The sequence below is a fragment of the Sulfurimonas sp. SWIR-19 genome, assembly GCF_020410885.1.
Lineage (GTDB): Bacteria > Campylobacterota > Campylobacteria > Campylobacterales > Sulfurimonadaceae > Sulfurimonas > Sulfurimonas sediminis.
The window spans coordinates 1,737,581-1,759,545 of sequence record NZ_CP084578.1 but is presented as its reverse complement, the minus strand read 5'-3'; the positions used below and the strand labels follow the sequence as shown (position 1 = coordinate 1,759,545).

Sequence of the window (21,965 nt, the reverse complement as noted above, 5' to 3'; positions counted from 1 at the left end):
CTATGCAAAAAGACTGTTCACACTCTCGTTGTGATAGACTCTGCGAATTACTTCGGCAAAAAGCGGTGCAACACTCAAGACTTTTATTTTTGAATGAGGTTTTGATTCTAAGGTATTGGTTATAATGAGTTCATCAAGCTCACCGTTCTCAAGATTTTGGTATGCATTTCCGCTGAGAACACCGTGTGTCGCACATGCCATCACAGAAACAGCTCCTTTGTTTTTAAGAGCAGTAGCCGCTTTGACCATTGTTCCTGCCGTGTCAACCATATCGTCTATCATAATAACATCATGTCCTTCGACATTTCCGATGATATTCATCACTTCACTTTCATTTGCTTTTTCACGGCGTTTGTCAACGATAACCATTTCAAGACCCATTCGGGATGCAAAGTATCTCGCACGTGCAACCCCGCCGATGTCAGGAGAAGCGATAATGGGATTTTTGAGGTTTTTACTTTTTATATACTGCTCAAAGGTAATAGAACCGTAAAGATTGTCAACAGGAATATCAAAAAATCCCTGAATCTGTCCGGCATGCAGGTCTATAGTTACGACTCTGTCTATGCCGGCAGTTTCATAGAGGTTTGCTACAAGTTTTGCAGTAATCGGGACACGGGGAGCCGCCTTCCTGTCCTGTCTCGCATAACCGTAATAAGGGACAACCGCTGTAATACTTGAAGCTGATGAGCGTTTAAGCGCATCAGTCAAAATCAACAGTTCCATAAGATTGTCATTTGAGGGAGCACCGGTTGACTGTACGATAAATACATCACGACCACGGACAGATTCTGCAATCTGGACCGAAATTTCACCGTCGCTGAACTTTTTAACATCAGCTTTCGCTAAGGGAATATCTAAAATACTACAAATCTCTTTCGCAAAATCAACACTGGCAGATCCTGCAAAAATTTTATAACCACGCATAGGAGTTCCTTCTTGGAAAAATTAATGTTGTATTATACAGCAATTGTACTGAGTATATGTTAAAGTTGTTGACACTTTTGACAAAGTCCTGAGAGAACCAGGTCGGCTTTGTCAATCTTGAAATGAGAAGCCTGCGAAGCAAGTTGTGCAGTTTGTGACAAGTCCAGTACAATATCTTGAATTGTATGGCATTGTCTGCAGATTACATGGGAATGTGTCTCTTTGGTGAGCTCGTATACTGATTTTTCATTTGGAATTTTCACTTCCTGTATAAAAGCATTCTCCAGCATAAGATTAATATTTTTATAAATAGTAGCCAGTGAGATAGAATTGAATTTTTTCAGCATGACTTCATACAGGCTTTCTATTGTCATGTGTCCATTGGCATGAAGTGCGTTTGCAATTTCTAATCTTTGCGGTGTTGCTTTTAAATGATGTTGACGTAATATATCTGTATAATTATTCATAATAGGATTATACACTACAAATATTTAAAAATAGTTTTCTAAAGCAGTTTTTGTAATCGGATTAAGCTTGAAAAGAGAATTGCGCTTTTGTCACCACTTGAACTTTTCATCTGAAGCTCACTGTTTAGGAGTAGTTCATGCAGTTTTGAATATGTCTGCGGTTTTATCTTAATCGCTGCAGAGGCTTTTTGTTCTACTACAAAAGAGGGTGCAGGATAACCTAAAATTTCTAAAGCATTGGGTGCACCGTTTATGCGAATATATATGTTAAACATATAAAGCTGCGTCAAATAGGCGGTAATTGCTGTAATAATTCTTATTTCATCTTCGCCATGCTCCAGTATATTGAGTAAATCAGGACGAAAATCTTTTTTGTCAAGCAGTTTTGTTATAAAGTCGTCAAGATTGATACTTGCAAGTCCATATACCAGATTGTCAACATCTTTAGTTGTAATAGCTCTGTCGTAAACACGAAACTTTTCTATTTCATTCGATGCAAGCGCAACATCTCCATTGTGAATTTTTAGCAGATGAGAAATTGTAAATTTATCAATATTGACATGTTTTTCTTGGGCAAGTGCATAAATAATATTTTGTGCTTCATACTCTTTTGGATGAAAAAATCTTACACTCATGACATTTGTTTTGGCAAAAGCTTTTTTATTATTGTAGGTTTTATGGTCTGATCCATAATAGGCATAAACAAAAATATTTTCTTTGTTTTTGTCACATAATGATAAAAACAGATCAAGCTCTTTTTTGGGAATTTTTTTTTCGCTTTTTATAACAAGGATATTTCTGTCTCCAAAGAGCGAACCCTGCGAAAGGTGTGCTTTTGCAGAGTTAAAATCATATTCGTCATGGTAATAGCTGAGTATATTTGCTTCTTCTATATTTGTCAGCATTTTTGTGTACATATCTATCAAGAAGGTACTTTCTCCAAAAAAAATAAAGCTGTTGGAGATACTCTTGTTCTGTATGTGTTTGTCAAACTCGTTTTTATACATTATTTTTCTATTTTCCCGACTACCGAGGCATATATTCGTGCTTTTGCTATATTGACTTTATCAATTCGAACAATGACATCTTCAAACAGTGTCACATCCGCACCCGAGGTAAAATGCAGTCTTGCGCCTATGATTTCATCATGCAACTCTGCACGCAGCTCCGGATCTGTGCTCGTGATTCTTGCTTTAAACTCTTTGTGCAGATTCTGCTCTGCCCATCTTGCATATTTGCGTGCTTTGTATTCGGACTCTATGATCATCGCTTCACGCTCTTTTTCACTGATAGCCATACTGAGTGATTCAATATTTCTTAAAACATAAGACTGTTCCTGTGTGTCGCCTCTGTTAATCGCTTTTAAAAGTCTGTGCACAATTAAATCACTGTACCTTCTGATGGGTGAGGTAAAATGGGTGTACTCTTTAAAACCCAGCCCAAAGTGTCCGACATTTACAGGGGAGTATCTTGCCTGCATTTGAGACTGAATAATGAGGGTATCCACTTCTGCTTCAATGCCCATCTCTTTGGCCTGTTTCTGGATGGAATCTATCGTTTCTTTGATAGTGTTTTTAATTTCTACATGTATGCCTATGCCGGCTAGTTCTTGATAAAGCTTCTGAAGTTTTGCCTGACTTGGCGGTTCATGAATCCTAAAAAGTCCCCGTTTATAGCGTTTTGCCGCTTCCTTGTTCGCTAAGAGCATACAGTCTTCTATGAGCCCGTGAGAAGGAGTCTCCTGGGCAAGGGTTGTGGCTACAAGGTTTGTATTTTCATCCAGAGTCATCTCTATTTCTGTAGAGTGAAAGTCAAAACCTTCCTGCAGACGTTTTGCCCGCAATCTGTCTGTGACTGTTTTGAGCTTTTTTATCCAGGCAAATATCTCTTTTTCTTCTTGTGTTTTTGCCTGCAGTCTATTTTCTAAAAAGAGGTCAATCTCTTCATAGTTAAATCTTCTGTCAGAGTGCATAAGTGCCTCATAAACTTCAGATTTTACGACTTCAAGAGTTTTTACATCAAGTTTAATTTCAAATACATAGGCAAGTCTGTCAACATGAGGTTGCAAAGAACATAAGGTTTCACTGAGCTCTCTTGGCAGCATAGGAATAGAACGGTGCGGCAGGTAAATAGAAAAACTTCTGTAAATTGCTTCGGTATCTATGGGACCAAAAGGTGTGACATATTCACTGACATCTGCGATGGCAACATAGAGGGTTGTGTTTTTGTCATCCCAGTAGATGGCATCGTCAAAATCTTTTGCAGTCACAGGGTCTATCGTACAAAATGTCAAATCTCTTAAATCTTTTCTTTTTGGATACTTTGAAGCATCAACAGGCTTGAAAGAACGGGCGATTTTTAAAACTTCTTCATCAAATGCATCATGCTTGTTAAACTGGGCAAGGACAATTTTCTCATCAGATTTCGGGTCTTTGATGTTGCCTATTTTTTCCATGATTTTATTTTCATTGTTGTCAACTTTAAAAAGGTCACCCACCGCATAGTTATTGAGCTCTTCTGTTGACATCTCAGCACCGACGGGATACTCGGTTTTAAGATCAACCAAAGATTTACGTCCCTCTTTTTCTATAATGTAGGCGACACTGTAGGTCTGTTCTTTTCCGACTATCTCTACTATTTTGGCACTTGGTTGTCCTCTGTGGCCTAAAAGTCTCTGCGCAATAACCAAATCCCCTTCATTGGCAAGTCCGAGATTGTTTTCATTGATATAGAGGTCTTTAATATTCTCGCCTATTACATGTAAATATGCTGTTCCTTTTTGGACAAGTCCTAGAACTCCGGCACGGTATTTGGAGTTGAATTTATATATATTATGTTTGTGTGTCAGGTATTTTTTTGCAAGCCATTCGCGTACTACAGGGAGTTCTTCTTCGGTGATGTCTTGTTCATTGAGTCCATGAGTGAGGCGTATAAGTAGTGATTTCAATGCATTTAACTCTTTATATGTTCCAGGGCTTGATCGAAACTCTCCATATCAAGTCCATATTTTTCTATTAACTCTTTTGCAGCTTGAATACTCTCGTTTGTGATTATGCCGTTTATAGGAACAGTGATACGTACTACATGAAGAATCTGTGCAGCTTTTTTATCTTCTTCTTTGGCTGCGTCAGGATTTTGACAGTTGCGTATAACATCAACAAGTCCCTCTTCAAATTTCCATTGTGCAAATATTGTAGCACTGACTTCAGGTGTATCTACGCCTACAATCTCTTTTTCGGCAGCTTCAACATCCTGTAACTCCTGCATAGCTGCTTTGAACTCTGCTTCTTTTTTGTCTGTTATAATCTGCTGTGCGATAAGTACTTTTCCGATTTCTACCAAAAAGGCAGCAGGCGATAAAATACCCATGAGCCTGTTTTCTCTTTTTAGACACCATGCAGTAGTAAGCGCATGCTGTTTTTTTGAGAGTTCAGAGAACATTTCATTTGTAATACCGTAAGGAGAGAGATCCAGTGCAAAGCTTTTTTTCACGATCGAAGCTAATGCAAATCCGCGAACAGTACCCATACCAAAAAGACCGACTGCCTGACTGATAGCATTTATTTCTCTGGAAAAACCGTAAAGAGGCGAATTTGCCGCTTTAAGGATATCGGCTGTCAAAAGAGGGTCTTTTTCTAAAATTTTTGCCATATCATTAAATGTAGAGTTTGGATCTTTGTAAACTTTCTCTATTTGAAGAGCAGATTCCGGAAGCGGTGGGAGTTGTTTGATTTTTTTTAATATATCTTCAGTCATTTAATTTCTCTCTTGTAAAATATAGTCTTTAATAGAGTATCTTCAAAAACCCTATGTGTAATTATAGTCTCAATAGCTAAATACATACTGAAGCAGTAACAGTTCTTTATATCTGTTTACAAAAAACTGTTATTATTTTTCATAAAAATTTTACAAGGAAACAGATATGCAAAATGATGCAATGTTGACGCAACTGCGATATGTACCAAATGAAGCTTTAGTGCAGCAACTCAAAAGAATTCAAAAAAATACTCCAGGATATGAAAAAATAGAGAAGCATATTTTGGATCTAAATGATCATCTCAAAGTAAATAATGCCTATGTCGCTTTATCCAATACAAAAGACTACTTTAAAATAAAAGTAGAATCACCTACTCCTGAGTTAGCGCAGGAAGCACATGAAAAGATACAGCATTTCAGTAGAAAATTCAAGGTAAAAACAGACAAGTTGCCAAATAAAGAAACATATTATATTATAGGGTACGAGCATTAGGAACAACAGTTGATGAAAGAACCTATGAGCATCGAAGGGTATGATAAACTTACAGAAGAGTTTAAATATTTGCTCGAAGTTGAAAAACCCAAGGTGGCGCATGAGAAACTTGTCGCTGCCGCGCTTGGTGATCGAAGTGAAAATGCTGACTATCAGGCCGCAAAAGAGAAATTGCGTTTTATTGACAAAAGGCTTTTTTATCTCAACAAAATGATTCAAAACTCACAAATCATTGACCCCTCTTTACATGTACATGAACGTATCTCTTTTGGAAGCACCGTTACATTGGTTGATCTTGAAACCGATAAAGAAGAGGTGTATACTTTATGCGGTGTGCTTGAAAGCGAACCGGAAAACGGACTTATATCCGTTCATTCTCCTATAGCAAAAGCATTGCTTGGCAAAAGCGTAGGTGACGAGGTCAAAGTCAAGTTGCCAAATCAGATAAAAGAGTATGAAATTGAAAAAATAGAGTATAAAAATATCTTTTCTCTGAAAAAGAATATTCGCACAAAAAGTGATTTTTCTTTTCATTAAAACAACTTTTACCATTGCTTGGATATAATTCATTTTTAAAAACCAATTTTTAGGAAACCCCCGTGAGCCAACAATTACAAAACATTGATGAACAGTTAGCCAACCATAAGCTTTCGAAAGAAGACTATATACACATTAAAAAGATTTTAGGACGTGAACCGAATTTGGTTGAATTGGGTATATTTTCAGCCATGTGGAGTGAACACTGCTCGTATAAATCTTCGAAAGTCCATTTAAAAGGGTTTCCTACCAAAGCACCATGGGTTATTCAGGGACCTGGTGAAAATGCCGGTGTTATTGACATTGGTGACGGATATGCAGCAGTTTTTAAGATGGAGTCACATAACCATCCGAGTTTTATAGAACCTTATCAGGGTGCGGCAACCGGTGTCGGCGGAATTATGCGTGATGTTTTTACAATGGGTGCCCGTCCTGTTGCAAACTTGAATGCACTGCGTTTTGGTAATGTTTTAAACAAAGATGATGTTTCCAAACATCAACGCTATCTGGTCCGTGGTGTGACTGAGGGAATCGGTGGTTACGGTAACTGTATGGGTGTTCCAACCATCGGCGGTGAAACCAGTTTTGATGAGTGCTACAACGGAAACATCCTTGTCAATGCTTTTACTCTGGGTATTGCAAAAAGTGACGAAATATTTTACGGCAAGGCAGAGGGGACAGGAAATCCGGTTCTTTATGTAGGTGCTAAAACAGGTCGTGACGGTCTTGGCGGAGCTGTTATGAGTTCGGACAGTTTTACCGAAGAGAGCAAATCTTTGCGTCCGACGGTTCAGGTAGGGGATCCTTTTACCGAAAAACTGCTTTTGGAAGCATGTCTGGAGCTTTTTAAAACAGATTATGTCATCGGAATCCAGGATATGGGAGCTGCCGGACTTACTTCTTCCTCATTTGAAATGGCGGGACGTTCAGGTTCGGGAATGATTATGCACCTTGACAAGGTTCCTGCTCGTGAAGAAAATATGACTCCTTATGATTTTATGCTCAGCGAATCGCAAGAGCGTATGCTTTTATGTGCCAAAAAAGGTTCAGAACAGGCAATTATAGATATTTTTGAAAAATGGGATCTCGATGCTGCTGTTATAGGCGAAGTAACAGATACCGGAAAAATGGAACTTTTTTGGCAAGGAGAAAAATGTGCCGAGGTCCCGGTTGATCCTGTGAGCGAAGAAGCTCCGGAATTAAACCGTCCTATGAAAAAACCTGCTTACCTTGATGATATTCACAAAGTAAGTGTTGATGATTTTGACAGAGTGTCAAATCAGGAAGCATTTGAAAAACTGACAAAATCTATGGAAGTAGTTGACAAATCATGGATTTACACACAATATGATTCTATGGTACAGACAAATACCGTTAAAAACGGCGGAATGCTCGATGCTTCAGTCATTCGCGTAAAAGAGAACAAAAAAACTTTGGCAATGTCAGCTGACTGTAATGTTCGATATTGTTATATAGATCCAAAAATGGGAGCAGCGGCAGCTGTTGTTGAATCCGGGCGTAATGTAGCCATGAGTGGTGCAAGACCGCTTGCCATTACTGACTGTCTTAATTACGGAAATCCTGAAAATCCTGAAGTTATGTGGCAATTTGGGGAGGGATGTTTAGGTATCAAAGAAGCATGTGCCGAGCTTACTACACCGGTTATCGGTGGAAATGTTTCATTATACAATGAAACAAACGGTGTTTCCGTTTTTCCGACACCTTCTATCGCAACAGTCGGTGTGAATGATGATGAAAACAATGTGCTTATGTCAAGTTTTCAAACTGAGGGCAATACACTCTATCTTGTTGGTGAAAGTAAATCAGAGTTTGGCGGTTCTTTATATATGAAAGAACTTTACAATACTGTTGCGGGTGTTATACCGGATATTGATTACAAAAAAGAGCTGGCTCTTTGGGATTTGGTCATAGAAGCAAACAAAAAACATCTACTGGAGTGTGCAAAAGATGCAAGCAGCGGCGGTGTGGCAATAGCACTTGCCAAAATGGCTGCTACAAGCGGACTTGGCTGTGATGTAGATATGAGTGTTGCGGATGACAGAGATATTTTTGCAGAGAGCATGAGTCGTGCAATTATTGAAGTAAAACCTGAAAACTGTGCAGCTTTTGAAGCAATGATGCGTGAAGCAATCTCTTTTGAAAAGATTGGAACAGTCGGCGGAGAGAATGTTCGAATAAATGATGTAAATATGAGTATGAAAGAACTTAAAGAGAACTATTTTCATACATTCAAGAAAATCATAGAACAAGATTTGTAGTAATAGCTAAAACTTATAAAACTTTAATTGTTTTCAGTATATAATAATCACGAAAATATCACAAAGGAAAAGATAAATGAAAAAAAATATATTAACTGCAATAATTGCACTGAGTGTTGCATTTCTTGCAACAGGATGTTCTACAATGCATATGGGTTGGGTTGCAGTAACGAAGCAATATAAGCTTGATGACAAAGCGATGCCTGCATATGATGACATGTTCACAAAGGTTACAAAGTATGGTGATCCTGCGCGCGCTATGATGAAAGAGTGGAAAGTTGAAGAAGGTGTGAGTGGTGATGATGTAAAAGAATCAATTGCGGCACTTACTGAAGAGTACAACATGAGACTGACTGGTTATGTGAAAATGTATACAAAAGAGGATGCTAAGCCGAATGAAGTGGCAGAAGCAAGAATCTGGTCTTTGTGTAACCTTACGACTGCAAAAATATTCTTAAATTATTCAAGATATTATGGTGGTTTTATGCCATGTAGAATTATGTATGTTCGTTATGGTAATGGAGATGCCTTCTTAATCAGTATGGATATGACTCTTGCAATTCACGGTGGATACCCGTTACCTCCAAAAATGCTAGAAGCTGCTTTAAAAGTAAAAGACGCAATGGAAGGAATTCCTGCCCGTGCTGCACAAGGTGACTTCTAGTCACTCGGTTGCTTTTGGAGAGTTTATAAATTTTATAAGCTCTTCATCTAATTGATAGGGTGTATTCACAACTGCATTAATCTCTTTATACCTGAACCCCTCTTTTGTATAACAAACTATAGTTTCATTTTTATTATCCAGTAAAGCATCTATCGCATATGTAATAAATTTATATGCCATAAGTCTGTCTTTTACTGTCGGGTTTCCTCCGCGCTGCAGGTGACCAAGCACATTTACTCTTGATTCAATGCCGATTTTTTCTTCAAACCATCGTGCTATTTCTTTAGAATCCTCTTTTATCCCTTCTGCTACAATAGCAATAAAATATCTTCGTCCGTTTTGTATCTCTTGTTTGAACTTTTGCTCATATTCGTTTAAATTATATGCTGTTTCAGGAATTAAACAAAGCTCAGAACCGGATGTCAAATGAGATACAAGCGCAAGGTAGCCGCATTTGTTTCCCATGGTCTCAATAACGAAAGCTCTTTTGAAAGAAGATGCCGTATCTCTGATGGAGTCTATTGAAAATTTTATCATATTGAGTGCCGTATCTACCCCTAAACAGTAGTCTGTGCCTGAAATATCATTATCAATAGTAGAGGGAATACCGCAAAACTTTATCTTATGCTCTTTGTAAAACTGATGTAAACCACGAAAAGAGCCATCTCCTCCAAGAACAATAAGCATTGTTACATGTAACGCATCAAGGTTTTGTTTTGCTATGTTTCTGTACTCTGATTGCATAAATCTTTTGCTTCTGGCACTTCCTATTGTAGTACCTCCACGATTAATAATGCCCGAAACATCACAATAACTTGCTTTTTGAATATTGTTATCAATCAGTCCTTCGTATCCGTCATACACGAAGTAGGGCGTTAAATTATTTTGTAAACTGTATTCAACAAATCTTTTCAATGCTGGATTCATGCCGGAGACATCTCCGCCAGAACAGAGTATGGCAATATTTTGCTTCATTATAGCTTCCTTAAATTATTTTTTTAAGTTTACCATCTTCTAAACTCTATTTAGATAAAATAGCAGTAATATTTTAAATCAAGGCGTCAAATGAAAAAAAGAGCGTTAGTAAGCGTAAGTGATAAAAACGGTGTTGTAGATTTTTGTAAATCATTGGTAAAAAACGAATATGAGATAATTTCTACCGGCGGAACATACAGGTTGTTGAAAGAAAATGGGGTGGATGCTGTTGAAATTGATGAGATAACAAAGTTTCCGGAATGCTTTGAAGGGCGAGTGAAAACCTTGAATCCTTTTGTTCATGGTGGGATTTTGCATCGTCGTGACAAACAGTCACATTTAGATCAGGCAAAAGAGCTTGGGGTGGAAGCAATTGATCTGGTATGTGTCAATCTGTATCCTTTTAAAGAGACAATTGAGAGGACTGATGATTTTGATGATATTATAGAAAACATTGACATTGGCGGTCCGGCAATGGTACGCTCGGCTGCTAAGAATTTTGATTCTGTTATTATTGTTACAGATGTAAATGATTATGATCTTGTCATAGATGCGATTGAAAATGAAAAAAACACAAAAGAGTTTCGCCGAGGTTTTATGATAAAAGCCTATGAGCACACTGCAGCCTATGATTCTATGATAGCTAATTACATGAATGAGCGATTTAACGAAGGTTTTGGTGAAAAGCAGTTTGTAGTCGGCAATAAAGTAATGAACACCCGTTATGGTGAAAATCCTCATCAAAAAGGTGCACTGTATGAGTTTGACAAACATTTCTCAAATAATTTCAAGACGCTCAAAGGCGAAGCAAGTTTTAACAACTTAAATGATTTAAACGGTGCGGTTAAAATTGCGGCTGCCTTTGGGGATGAAAATGCTGTTTGTATCTCAAAACACGGTAATCCCTGTGGCTTTGCAATCAAAGATACATTACTCGAAGCATATACAGAAGCACTCAAATGTGACCCGGTATCTGCTTTTGGCGGTGTAGTTGCAGTAAACGGTACAGTTGATAAAGCGCTTGCTGAGAAAATGAATGAAATATTTATTGAAGTGATTATAGCGGGACGTATTACCGAAGAAGCACAGGAAGTATTTGCAGCAAAGAAAAGAATTAAACTTTTTGAGATGGGTGCGGATAAATTAATTTTGGCGAATGATAAAAAAGACTTTAAACACATAGACGGCGGATTTATTTTCCAGGATGCGGACAAGGTGCAGGATGATGAAGTGAAAAATGCAAAACTTATGAGTAAAAATGCAGCAACACCTGAAGAGATGAAAGATCTTGAAATTGCCTATAAGGTAGCATCCCTGACAAAATCAAACTGTGTCGTCTATGTGAAAAATTCCGCAATGGTTGCTGTCGGCATGGGGATGACCAGTCGTGTAGACGCTGCACAGTGTGCGCTTAAAAAAGCAAAAGATATGGGGCTTGACGTAACAGGTGCAGCCCTTGCAAGTGAAGCATTTTTTCCGTTTCGTGACTCTATTGATGCAGCCGCGGCAGCAGGGGTCAAAAACATTATAGAGCCAGGAGGCTCTATTCGTGACGAAGAAATAATAGCCGCAGCCGATGAATTTGGTATGAGTCTTTACTTTTCAGGTATCCGCCACTTCTTACATTAAATCTATCAAGGTTTCTTTACCTTGATTGACATACACTCAAGTAATATGATATAATTCCACTAATGAGAATCTATAATAATTAAATAAGTTAGAAGGAATAAATATGAGCAAATCATTATACGAAACATTGGAAGTATCTCCAAATGCAAGTGAATCAGAAATCAAAAAAGCCTACAGAAAGTTAGCCCGCAAATATCATCCGGATGTCAATAAAGATCCGAGTGCGGAAGAAAAATTTAAAGAAATTAACGCAGCCTATGAAGTGCTGAGTGACAAAGAGAAAAAAGCACAGTATGATCAGTACGGTGATGCAATGTTCGGTGGTCAGAATTTCCATGATTTTTCTCAAAGTCAGGGTGGGAATGTAGACCTTGATGAAATACTGCGTCAAATGTTCTCAGGTGGCGGCGGATTTGGCGGCTTTAGCGGTGCAGGAGGCGGAGCCTCAGGTTTTAGCAGTTCAGGATTTGGCGGAGGACAACGCTATCAAGAACCAAACCTTGATATAGAAGCAAATGTTACCATCCCGTTTGCCGTAGCAATTTTAGGTGGTTCTCACTCTGTTTCAGTAAACGGCGAGCGCTTTGACATCAAAATTCCTGCCGGTGTAAAAGACGGTGAGAGAATGCGTGTCAAAGGCAAAGGACATGCGCAAAACGGCAGAGTCGGCGACCTCTTTTTGCGTATACATGTCGCACCGAGTCCGGAGTATGAGAGAGAAGGGGATGATTTAGTCAAAACTATTGATGTGCCTTTGTATGCGGCACTTTTTGGTGACAAAATATCTGTACAGACTCTGGAAAAAGAGATTAAACTCAAAATACCGCAAAATACGAAAAACGGACAACGCTTTCGTGTCAAAGGTATGGGGGCTATGAATCGTAAAACGAAACAAAGAGGAGATTTGTATCTAAAAGCAAATATTGTATTACCAAAAGTTGAAGATCTGGATCCTGAATTAGTAGAAATTATGAAAGAAAAATTACCAAAGACAGTATAAAAGGAGGGTATCGCTATGCACCATTATGATGAACCGGTTTATTTGATAAGCATTGTTGCAAAAATATTAGATATACACCCTCAAACTCTACGACAGTATGAGAGGGAAAACTTAATAAATCCATCTCGTTCTGACGGACGGATACGACTCTACTCGCAACGGGATATTGATAAAATTAAATTAATTTTGCGATTGACACGTGAATTGGGTGTGAACCTGGCAGGTGTGGATATTATTCTTAATTTGAAAGAAACAATAGATGCAATGGAAAAAGAGATAGCAGAACTTCGTCACGAAGTTGAAGTAGCTAAAAATGCGCATTCTGTTGCTCCCGAAAAGTCACTTGTCACGAAAAAAAGTTTATATGAGATGATAGTTTTTAAAGAGTAGGAAAAGAGTAGGGTAAGCAACTTACTCTTTAAGTCTTTGTATATTGGCGCCGACTTGGTAAAGTTTTTTCTCAAGTGAGTCATATCCACGATCCAGGTGGTAGATGCGGTGCACATGTGTTTCTCCAGTTGCAACAAGTGCAGCAAGGACCAATGCGCTTGATGCACGTAAATCCGTTGCCATGACATCAGTTCCACACAGCCTGCTTTTTCCACTCACTGTTGCAATATGACCGTTTAATGTTATATCGGCACCCATACGCTGTAATTCACTGACATGCATAAATCTGTTTTCAAAAAGCCGTTCTTCTATAATTGAAACACCGTCTGCCTGTGTAGCAAGTGCCAAAAACTGTGCCTGCATGTCCGTAGGAAATGCGGGATATTCCTGTGTCACAATTTTAACGGGTTTGATATGCGCGGCAGGGTGAATTGTAATTGTAGTGTCTGTGAGGGTAAAAGTACTGCCCATCTCTTCGAGTTTGGATAAAACTGCGCCCAAATGTTTCGGTTCAACATTCGTCAATGTGAGTTGCGATTTTGTTATGGCTCCCGCACAAAGGTATGTTCCGGCTTCTATCCTGTCGGGAATGATAGAAAACTCATTGATATTGAGCAGTTTTCCGTCTGTGCCGTGTATTTCGAGTATTGCTGTGCCTATGCCGTTTATTTTCACGCCGCTGGCATTGAGTACTTCGCATAATTGGACAACTTCAGGTTCTCTGGCTGCATTTGTAATCGTTGTTACTCCTTTGGCAAGGGCAGCGGCCATAACAATATTTGCCGTACCTGTAACGGTGACTTTGTCAAAAATTATTTCACATCCATGCAAACCATTTGGCGTTCTTGCTTCGATGTACCCTGCTTTGATAGCTATTTTTGCCCCCATCTGTTCCAAGGCTTTAAGATGCAGATCAATTGGGCGCTGTCCAATTGCACATCCTCCGGGTAAAGAGACTTCACAATGTCCAAAACGTGCTAAAATCGGTCCCAAAACCAAAATAGAAGCACGCATGGTTTTTACTATATCATAGGTGGCTTTTGTTTCGTGCAGATCCAGTGTGTTGACTATAACGCTGTCTTGTGAAAATTCACAGGTAGCACCGAGATTTGACAGGAGCTTTAAAAGCGTTTTTATATCTACAACCTGTGGCAAATTTTTCATATGTACACTGTTCTTGGCTAGTATGCACATAGCAATAAGAGGTAAAGATGCATTTTTCGCACCTGAGATATTTATAGTACCTTCGAGTGAAGCACCATTTTTTATTTTTAAATAATCCATAGGTCTCTTTATATTTTCATAAATTTTATAATTGGTATTATATCTAATTAATATGATTATATAAACAGTTTATTTTTGATATACTTAATTTTTTAAAGGATTTACAGATGAGTTCCGCATTAGACAGATTGAAACATTTAACACATAAAATTTCCGGTTATGAGACGGCGAGAAAGCAAAATTTAAAAATATTACAAAAGCTGTTTGGGGAGCTGGATATAGATAAAAAAGTAGCAAAATTTGAAGATTTATTTCGTTTTAAAGCTGTGAACCTTTCGGGTGTATCGCTCAATGAGGAGAATCTTGGTACAATTAAAAAAGGAAAATATTTACAGATTTTAGCAATTCATTATGACAAAAACGCAATACAAAAAAGTAAAAATATCTCTTTGGCTTATTTTGGAAGAGTTGAGAATGTTGCCACTGAATTAAAAGAGAAGGTAGTGGAATTTGTCATTCGCTACAGGTTTGAAAAAAGTTTTATGACACTTGAACATTATCATGACATGCTAAATAGATTCGGGCAGGAGAATGAGTAGGTTTTATTTTTCTATATGGTTGCAGTGGGCGCTAAAACTGACATTGTATACAGCGTTGCTGACTTTTTTTATTGCCGCTTGTATAACACTGGTGATATATATAAGCCAGGGAACAGGTACATTGGACAGTGAAATAAAAATGGCACTTTTGACTATATTTAAATTCTGGTTTATGGTGTCATGGAACTTTGCGCTTTTGATTGTTTTATTTAGAAGTCTGAAATATATTTTTAATAAATGCATACAAGGATATATGTTTGTCCTGCTGGGTTGTCCGAAAGAAGAAACAGGAGAAATTATAGATGAGATTGGATATGGTGATTTATTGAAAGTATGGCGAAAATGGTTTATGCTGATGATATGGACAGTTGCGGGAGAAATGATTGTGGCAGTGATCGTTATGAAGCTTTTTAGTTCATATGAGAGTGTGTTTACATGGTTTAATATGTATGTTCTGCATATATTTATTCTAATTGCCGGTTTTTTTTCTTTCATTGTACTCAGTGTAAAATGTAAAAAAGTTCAGGTAAAAAAATGTTGATTTTTTACAGATGTGCAGACTACAGGGATTGAAGCAGGCGATGTTGTGTGCTCTGTTGCATTATTAGAAGATGAAAAGGTATTTTACGAACTTATAAACGAAGGAAAAAAAATACCGCCGTCAGCTTCAAGTATCCATCATATTACAAATGAAATGATCAAAGACAAAAAACCTTTTAAAATGACGCAAGTATATGAAGTATTACAAAAAAACAGTACTTTTGAAAATACTTTAATTGCACATAATGTACAATTCGATTTGAAAAAATTTGCTGTTTCGGGTCTGCAATGGCAAGGGGATGTAATAGATACATTAAAAGTCACCAAACATCTTATCAAAGAGTGTGAACAGTTTTCATTACAGTTTTTACGTTATGAACTCAAACTGTACAGACAAGAGGATGCACTTAAACAGAAGTATGGAATTAAAGATGCTTTATGCTCCAATAATGCACTCCATGATGTATTTGTAACAAAATTACTGTTTGAATATTTGCTTGAGTATGCAACAGTAGAAAAGATGAAAGAATTAAGCTTTCAAAAAGTGCTTTTAGAAAAATTTCCCTTTGGAAAATATATGGGAAAATATATAGAAGAGATAGTCCAGTATGATAGTAATTATGTGAACTGGATGTTGTCTCTGGAAGATTTAGATGAAGATTTAAAGTACTCGCTTGAGTATTATTTGAGAGGATAGTTTTATGAAAGTAGCTGTTGAATGTCAGTCTCCGCTTTTGCAAAAGTCATTAGAACTTTTTTTGGCAAAGTATTTAAGTTCATCAAAAAAAAGTGACATAATCATTCGTGATGAAGAGTGTTTGAATGAGCGCCGATGTTTTTATATTTCAACGAAAGAAGGAGCAGACTTATTGAAACCTTTTTCAAAGTCACAGCTTATTCTGGCCTTGGAAAAAAAATATAATGAACTCTATCCAGAGAGTACAAATATTCAGTCTGAAGATGAGAACACAAGTGAGAGAATGAACTTTGAAGTATTGGAAAAAAGAATTGAGTTATTAACAAAAGAGTATCAGAAAAATATTTTAAGAGCGGTGAAAGCATTTTATGAAAAGTAAACAACTGAGCAAGAAGATTATTGCAGGAAAATATAAGGGAAAAAAACTTTTGCTCCCTTCAAAAGTCACTACACGAAGTTCCAAGTCTATAGTTTTGGAATCTTTTTTTAATACTTTGCAATTTGAGATAATTGATGCAAACTTTGTTGAAGTTTTTTCAGGGAGTGGGTCAATAGGCCTTGAAGCACTCAGCCGTGGTGCAAAAAAAATATATTTTATGGAAAAAGACAAGGAAGCAGTAAAAACACTGCAAAAAAATATTTCACAGACAGACCCATCTGCCTGTGAAGTCTTTGCAGGAGACAGTTTTGAAAATATTCAGTCAGTTCTCTCAAGACTGAAAAAATCGAATGAAGATGCATTCTTTTACATAGACCCTCCGTTCAGCATCCGTGAGGGTATGGAAGAGATTTATGAAAAAACTATGAAACTTATAGAAAAACTGCCTGCTTTACATGTAAAGATGATTATTGTGGAACATATGAGCGGTCTAAAGATTCCTGAATTTTTAGGTATATACAAGGTAAAAAAATCAAAAAAATTTGGTAATACCACGTTAACATACCTCATAAACAATAATATGGAATAAAATTTGCTGGTTTATCTTTACATGTAAGGATTGCCAATGAAATTTATTTTACTGTTTATACTTTTTTTCTCTACTCTTTATGCAACAAAGATATCGGATGTGTCAAATATTGTAGGCGTCAGAGACAATCAGGTTATAGGCTATTCTCTTGTCGTCGGATTGAAAAAAACCGGAGACGGGACTACCTCAAGGTTTACTCTTCAGTCTATCTCTAATATGCTTCGTGCAATGAATATAAATATGGATCCAATTGACATCATGTCAAAAAATGTTGCTGCTGTTGTGGTAACCGCTACTATGAAACCTTTTGCCAGACAGGGTGATAAAATAGATGTGACCGTTTCTTCTATAGGAGACTCAAAATCCCTAGAAGGGGGAACACTTTTAATGACACCTTTAAAAGGGGTTGACGGGAAAATTTATGCTTTGGCACAAGGAGCCATCAGTATAGGCGGACTGAACACAAGAGGTGCAGGAAATGCGTCACACCCTACTACAGGAATTGTTTTTAACGGAGGGATAATTGAAAGAGAAATCAATATTGACCTCTTTCATCAAAAATATGCAACACTATCTCTTAAAGAATCAGGATTCAGGAATGCTGTTGGAATTCAAAAGGCAATCAATGATTATTATCATACACAGTTAGCAATAGCTATGGACTCAAGAAGTATAAAACTGAAATGTCCACAAAACCGTTCTATGATAGAGTTTTTGGCTGAGGTTCAAGAGATCAACATGGATTATCACCCAAAAGACAAAATCATCATAAACGAAAGAACAGGAACAATTGTTGCTGGAGTAAATATAGAACTCAAACCGGTAGTTTTAACACATGGAGATATTACTATAAAAATTGTTGAAGAGAAAAAGCTTTCAAAGCCTGCAGGTTCAATGAGTGTTGATAATAATCTGGTTATCGGTTTAAACGAGAATGAAGTTTATACCAAAGAGGGAACAACAACAGTGGCAAATCTTGTAAGATCTTTGCAAAAACTTGGAGCTTCACCAAAAGATATTATATCTATACTTGAAGCGATGAAAAGTGCAGGCAGTATATCTGCAGAATTGAAGGTGATATGATGAGTTACGCAATAAATACTGTCAATGCCCAGACACAAATGGCTACAGCAAATAAAGCAATACCCAAGATTGATGAAAAGGCGCAGGATAAAGCTCTGAGAGAGCAGACAGATGCTTTTGAAGCTGTTATAGTAAAAATGCTGATGGATAATGCGATGAAAGATGAGAAGAATCTTTTTTCATCACAAAATGATCCGGGAGATAAAATATATAAATCAATGTACAGAGATGAGCTTTCTAAAGCAAGTGCCGGAAGTTTCGGGTTTTCGCAAATGCTTTATGATTATTTATCTCAAAAGAATTCATAAAATCAACTTAATAAGTTCCGGTTATTGCCGATATAACAATAGCAATAAAACAAACTTATTATATAAAGGATGAATTATGATTTCAAAAGTAAATAATTCAGTGTTGGGAAGTGCCTATATGAACAGTACACTTTCAAACACACAAAAAAAAGAGAATACTTCAGTCACTGCTATGGAAAACAAGAGCAGTAAAGTCGAACAAATCAAAGAGTCTATAGACTCAGGACAATACAAAGTAGATTTGTCTGCATTATCTAAAAAAATGGCAGATGAGTTACTTTAGAAATAAATTAACAGGAGAATGGCATGTTGAGTCATCATTTGCAGAGTGCTTTACAGGATTTAGAAGATTTAATTTCAATAACAAAATCAGATATCAAAGATATCCAAAAAGCGCAACATGACCATCAATTTGAAAGACTCTCCATAAAAGAAGAAAAACTAAAAAGCTTTGAATCAAAAAAAGCAATGATAGATTATGAAATTTCTGCGTTAATTACATCCCATCCGGATGTCGAACTGCCACAACTATTAGATGAAACACAGCATCAGCTACTGGATGAACTGAAAAAAAGCTTATCAGAACTCAGAACAGTAAATAAACAGTATGCAAAGTTAGTAGTTGTCGTGAGTAATTTATACAATACATTCCTGGAAAGATTGGTGCCGACTGAAATGCAGGGGTACAACAAGGTTGCATCCAAAGACTCTACAATATTGGAAGTAAGGGTTTAAAATGGCTTCAATTTTTAATACACTCAGCATCGGATACAGCGGACTAAGCGCAGCACAGGTCGGGATAAATACAACAGGAAACAATATAGCAAATGCAGAAAATGAAGGATATACTCGTCAAAGAGTGATAACTTCAGCTGCAAATCCTTTGATTACGAGTGCAGGAAATGTTGGAAATGGCGTTGAAATACAGGATATCAAAAGAGTATTTGACAATTTTGTGTTTGACAGATACAGCAGTGTTTCTGCAGATAAAGAATACAGTGATTTTGAAAGACAAACACTTGAAGAACTCTCAACATATTTTCCTGAAATAGATGGTGTCGGTATTAAAGCGGATCTGGCCGAATACTATAATATGTGGCAAACTTTTGCTGATAATCCAAATAATGATTCCATCAAAGTTGCATTGGCAAAACAGACCGAAACGCTGACACAGCATATAACCCAAACACAAAACCAGGTTTTAAATTTACAAATGCAGGTAAATGACCAGCTTGATGTTAACATTACTGAGGTAAACAGCCTGGCTCAGCAGTTGGCAGATCTCAATAAGTCCATTGATGTGGCTGAAGCGGGCGGAGGATACACTGCAAATGATTTACGGGATAAAAGAAATGTTATAGAAAGAAGTTTATCCAGGCTGATAGGTGCTGAAGTAAATCAAGGACAGTTAGAATCAAATATTCAGATAGATTCCAATTCAAATACAAGAACCGGAAGTTATACGCTTAGTGTTAATGGTTTTAATCTTGTTGACGGCAGTACATATCATCCGTTCACTATTGAAAAAGGGAATAATCCGTATGGATTTTATGAACTCTCATATGAAAGACAGGACGGTACACTTATCCCTATGGAAGAAGAGATAAACAATGGAAAGATAGGAGCAATTTTTAATCTCAGAGGTCGGGCTATAGATACAACAAGTGGCATGCCAACAGATGGTGTATTGCAAAATGTTGTTTCAGATCTTGATGCTTTTGCCAAGGGCCTCATTGAATCAACAAATAACCTGTATGCAAAAAGTGCCAGATCCCGAATGGAGTCAAATTACATCAATATTAATCCGGCAACTCCTTTGGTGACTTCCCCTTTAAATATTAATCCCGGTTCTTTTGATGTGCTAGTGTATGATATAGATGGCAATGAAGTGGCAAAAAGGACAATTAACATTGATGCTGCAACTTCTATGTCGGGTATCAGTGGTTCCAACTCAATTGAGGGACAAATCATCGCAAATAAAGATGACAACAGTGATGCAAATGCCAATAATGATGTTGATGATTATATGGTTTTTAATTATGCACCCAATGCGAATGGTGATATAAAACTTGAACTCAGTATGAATGCAGCTGCCAATTCGCAAGGTTATACATTTGCCGTTGTTGACAACTTACCTGATAATACATTTGCATCAGGAACAAATTTTGCAGGTGCTATAGGGCTTGGTTCCTTTTTTGAAGGAAGTAATGCAAGAGATATTCGTCTAAATACACAATACAGGAACAATCCGACACAATTACATGCTGGCTATTCATCCAATGCAGGTGATAACAGAGTCGCCCTTGATATGGTTCAGCAACAGTTTGAATCTTATAAATTTCAGGTAGGAAATGAACAGTATGATACGACAACATACGGAATGTTTGATATTACCAGTACCTATGTAGGCATCTCAACAAATTCAGCCATAACAAGGAATGAAACTGTTTCTACGCAATTTAATGCGACAGAGATGGAGTATAATTCTATTACAAAAGTAAGTATTGATGAAGAGATGACAAATCTCATCAAGTATCAGACTTCCTATGGTGCTGCGGCAAAAGTGATTACTACTGTTGATCAGATGATGCAGACACTTTTAGGCATTAAACAATAGCTTTATGCCTAAATTCAGTATATTTATTCTCATCTTTATTTTCCTGTTTTCGTTTTTCGGATCACAACTATACCATATCAACCCCTATGTTTTAGATGCAAAAGCAATTTTGTTGGCGCCTTCGTTGATGCACCCTTTAGGCACGGACAGGCTGGGAAGGGATATATTGGCTCGGCTTATTGCCGGAGGAGAGGTTTCTCTTGTTATTGGGGTAGGGAGTGCTTTTATCGCTTCTTTTATTGGACTGATTCTGGGTTCGATGGCCGGATATTTCAAAGGAAGCGTAGATAAAACATTTGTTATTATTGTTGACTTGTTTTTGACATTTCCAACATTTTTTTTACTGCTTGCACTGGTCAGTTATGTCAATGCTTCTGCTTTGGTTCTGATTGTTATCATATCAATTACAGGGTGGATGACAACTGCCAGGCTGATACGCTCTGAGAGTTTTAAGATTACTTCCCAGCCTTATATTAAAATACTCAACATCGCAAGAGTGAATATATTAAAAATACTTTTAAAATATTATGCCCCTCTTTTGGCTCCGATCTATTTTGTAAGTTTTACTTTCGGTGTGGGCGGTGCTATTTTGGCGGAATCAGGGTTGAGCTTTTTGGGATTGGGAATTGTCGCCCCGCAGATGAGCTGGGGGACAATTCTAAGTGGAGGAAAAGATGTTATCGACATTGCCTGGTGGGTGAGTTTTTTCCCAGGTTTAATGATTTTTTTAGTCACTTTTTCACTGATTAATATTTCAAACTATTTACAGCAGATTACAAACCAGAAAGAGATAAAAACTTAAAGGCGAACTT

At 37.3% G+C, this 21,965-nt stretch carries 25 protein-coding genes; 18 read left to right on the top strand and 7 right to left on the bottom strand.

Translation table 11 applies throughout. The annotated features are described in order from the left end of the window. The 5 genes from LCX93_RS09185 to LCX93_RS09165 are packed head-to-tail and all read right to left on the bottom strand — an operon-like array spanning position 1 to position 5,150. Positions 1-927, bottom strand: coding sequence for a ribose-phosphate pyrophosphokinase (locus tag LCX93_RS09185; RefSeq protein ID WP_151899843.1), 927 nt, complete (start codon positions 925-927; stop codon positions 1-3). 59 nt (positions 928-986) lie between these two features. Beyond that, entirely contained in the window at positions 987-1,394 is a 408-nt protein-coding gene (locus LCX93_RS09180; protein ID WP_226066005.1) for a Fur family transcriptional regulator, read from the bottom strand. 38 nt (positions 1,395-1,432) lie between these two features. Then, positions 1,433-2,401, bottom strand: coding sequence for a DNA polymerase III subunit delta (gene holA / locus LCX93_RS09175; protein WP_226066004.1), 969 nt, complete (start codon positions 2,399-2,401; stop codon positions 1,433-1,435). Further along, positions 2,401-4,341 carry an RNB domain-containing ribonuclease gene (locus tag LCX93_RS09170; RefSeq protein ID WP_226066003.1) on the bottom strand — a complete coding sequence of 647 codons (1,941 nt, stop codon included), beginning with the start codon at positions 4,339-4,341 and terminating at the stop codon, positions 2,401-2,403. Before LCX93_RS09170 ends, holA begins: the two co-directional genes overlap by 1 nt. Before the next feature lie 5 nt (positions 4,342-4,346). Next, on the bottom strand, positions 4,347-5,150 hold the full coding sequence (locus LCX93_RS09165) for an HDOD domain-containing protein (protein WP_193150257.1): 804 nt from the start codon (positions 5,148-5,150) through the stop codon (positions 4,347-4,349). Between the two features lie 166 nt (positions 5,151-5,316). Here LCX93_RS09165 and LCX93_RS09160 point away from each other — a divergent pair, with 166 nt between their 5' ends. The 4 genes from LCX93_RS09160 to LCX93_RS09145 all read left to right on the top strand — a co-directional run bounded on the left by LCX93_RS09160 (position 5,317) and on the right by LCX93_RS09145 (position 9,123). Continuing rightward, positions 5,317-5,643: a hypothetical protein gene (locus LCX93_RS09160; protein ID WP_193150256.1), complete on the top strand. Its 327-nt coding sequence runs from the start codon at positions 5,317-5,319 to the stop codon at positions 5,641-5,643. Positions 5,644-5,655: 12 nt separating this feature from the next. Then, the gene (gene greA, locus LCX93_RS09155) at positions 5,656-6,180 is read left to right on the top strand and encodes a transcription elongation factor GreA (protein WP_502988730.1); all 525 of its coding nucleotides are present in this window, start codon (positions 5,656-5,658) and stop codon (positions 6,178-6,180) included. Positions 6,181-6,242: 62 nt separating this feature from the next. Further along, the gene (gene purL / locus LCX93_RS09150) at positions 6,243-8,459 is read left to right on the top strand and encodes a phosphoribosylformylglycinamidine synthase subunit PurL (protein WP_226066001.1); all 2,217 of its coding nucleotides are present in this window, start codon (positions 6,243-6,245) and stop codon (positions 8,457-8,459) included. Between the two features lie 76 nt (positions 8,460-8,535). Then, positions 8,536-9,123, top strand: coding sequence for a DUF302 domain-containing protein (locus tag LCX93_RS09145; protein WP_226066000.1), 588 nt, complete (start codon positions 8,536-8,538; stop codon positions 9,121-9,123). Here LCX93_RS09145 and LCX93_RS09140 read toward each other — a convergent pair whose 3' ends face one another. Continuing rightward, positions 9,124-10,098 carry a 6-phosphofructokinase gene (locus tag LCX93_RS09140; protein ID WP_226065999.1) on the bottom strand — a complete coding sequence of 325 codons (975 nt, stop codon included), beginning with the start codon at positions 10,096-10,098 and terminating at the stop codon, positions 9,124-9,126. Between the two features lie 90 nt (positions 10,099-10,188). On the opposite strand from LCX93_RS09140, the gene purH reads away from it, so the two are divergent. The 3 genes from purH to LCX93_RS09125 all read left to right on the top strand — a co-directional run bounded on the left by purH (position 10,189) and on the right by LCX93_RS09125 (position 13,117). Further along, the gene (purH, locus tag LCX93_RS09135) at positions 10,189-11,727 is read left to right on the top strand and encodes a bifunctional phosphoribosylaminoimidazolecarboxamide formyltransferase/IMP cyclohydrolase (RefSeq protein WP_226065998.1); all 1,539 of its coding nucleotides are present in this window, start codon (positions 10,189-10,191) and stop codon (positions 11,725-11,727) included. 103 nt (positions 11,728-11,830) lie between these two features. Then, positions 11,831-12,727 carry a DnaJ C-terminal domain-containing protein gene (locus LCX93_RS09130; protein ID WP_226065997.1) on the top strand — a complete coding sequence of 299 codons (897 nt, stop codon included), beginning with the start codon at positions 11,831-11,833 and terminating at the stop codon, positions 12,725-12,727. Between the two features lie 15 nt (positions 12,728-12,742). Then, the gene (locus tag LCX93_RS09125) at positions 12,743-13,117 is read left to right on the top strand and encodes a heat shock protein transcriptional repressor HspR (RefSeq protein ID WP_193150249.1); all 375 of its coding nucleotides are present in this window, start codon (positions 12,743-12,745) and stop codon (positions 13,115-13,117) included. Between the two features lie 21 nt (positions 13,118-13,138). Here LCX93_RS09125 and murA read toward each other — a convergent pair whose 3' ends face one another. Next, the gene (gene murA, locus LCX93_RS09120; RefSeq protein ID WP_226065996.1) at positions 13,139-14,401 is read right to left on the bottom strand and encodes a UDP-N-acetylglucosamine 1-carboxyvinyltransferase; all 1,263 of its coding nucleotides are present in this window, start codon (positions 14,399-14,401) and stop codon (positions 13,139-13,141) included. A gap of 107 nt (positions 14,402-14,508) precedes the next feature. Here murA and LCX93_RS09115 point away from each other — a divergent pair, with 107 nt between their 5' ends. From LCX93_RS09115 to LCX93_RS09065, 11 genes are all read left to right on the top strand, one after another. After that, positions 14,509-14,940 carry a hypothetical protein gene (locus LCX93_RS09115; RefSeq protein WP_226065995.1) on the top strand — a complete coding sequence of 144 codons (432 nt, stop codon included), beginning with the start codon at positions 14,509-14,511 and terminating at the stop codon, positions 14,938-14,940. A gap of 121 nt (positions 14,941-15,061) precedes the next feature. Next, the gene (locus LCX93_RS09110) at positions 15,062-15,481 is read left to right on the top strand and encodes a hypothetical protein (RefSeq protein ID WP_226065994.1); all 420 of its coding nucleotides are present in this window, start codon (positions 15,062-15,064) and stop codon (positions 15,479-15,481) included. Between the two features lie 12 nt (positions 15,482-15,493). After that, positions 15,494-16,177: an exonuclease domain-containing protein gene (locus LCX93_RS09105; protein ID WP_226065993.1), complete on the top strand. Its 684-nt coding sequence runs from the start codon at positions 15,494-15,496 to the stop codon at positions 16,175-16,177. 4 nt (positions 16,178-16,181) lie between these two features. Continuing rightward, complete coding sequence (locus LCX93_RS09100; protein WP_226065992.1) at positions 16,182-16,556, top strand: hypothetical protein; 375 nt, start codon at positions 16,182-16,184, stop codon at positions 16,554-16,556. Further along, positions 16,546-17,145, top strand: a complete 600-nt coding sequence (gene rsmD, locus LCX93_RS09095) for a 16S rRNA (guanine(966)-N(2))-methyltransferase RsmD (protein WP_226065991.1) — start codon at positions 16,546-16,548, stop codon at positions 17,143-17,145. The genes LCX93_RS09100 and rsmD overlap by 11 nt, the downstream gene beginning before the upstream one ends. A gap of 36 nt (positions 17,146-17,181) precedes the next feature. Further along, complete coding sequence (locus tag LCX93_RS09090; protein WP_226065990.1) at positions 17,182-18,228, top strand: flagellar basal body P-ring protein FlgI; 1,047 nt, start codon at positions 17,182-17,184, stop codon at positions 18,226-18,228. Further along, the gene (locus LCX93_RS09085; RefSeq protein ID WP_226065989.1) at positions 18,228-18,536 is read left to right on the top strand and encodes a rod-binding protein; all 309 of its coding nucleotides are present in this window, start codon (positions 18,228-18,230) and stop codon (positions 18,534-18,536) included. Before LCX93_RS09090 ends, LCX93_RS09085 begins: the two co-directional genes overlap by 1 nt. Positions 18,537-18,612: 76 nt before the next feature. Next, a complete protein-coding gene (locus tag LCX93_RS09080) occupies positions 18,613-18,819 on the top strand; it encodes a flagellar biosynthesis anti-sigma factor FlgM (protein ID WP_226065988.1) in 207 nt (68 codons plus the stop codon). Positions 18,820-18,842: 23 nt separating this feature from the next. Then, a complete protein-coding gene (locus tag LCX93_RS09075) occupies positions 18,843-19,271 on the top strand; it encodes a hypothetical protein (RefSeq protein ID WP_226065987.1) in 429 nt (142 codons plus the stop codon). A gap of 1 nt (position 19,272) precedes the next feature. Next, positions 19,273-21,153, top strand: a complete 1,881-nt coding sequence (gene flgK / locus LCX93_RS09070; RefSeq protein ID WP_226065986.1) for a flagellar hook-associated protein FlgK — start codon at positions 19,273-19,275, stop codon at positions 21,151-21,153. Between the two features lie 4 nt (positions 21,154-21,157). Further along, positions 21,158-21,955, top strand: a complete 798-nt coding sequence (locus tag LCX93_RS09065) for an ABC transporter permease (RefSeq protein WP_226065985.1) — start codon at positions 21,158-21,160, stop codon at positions 21,953-21,955. Positions 21,956-21,965: the final 10 nt, after the last annotated feature.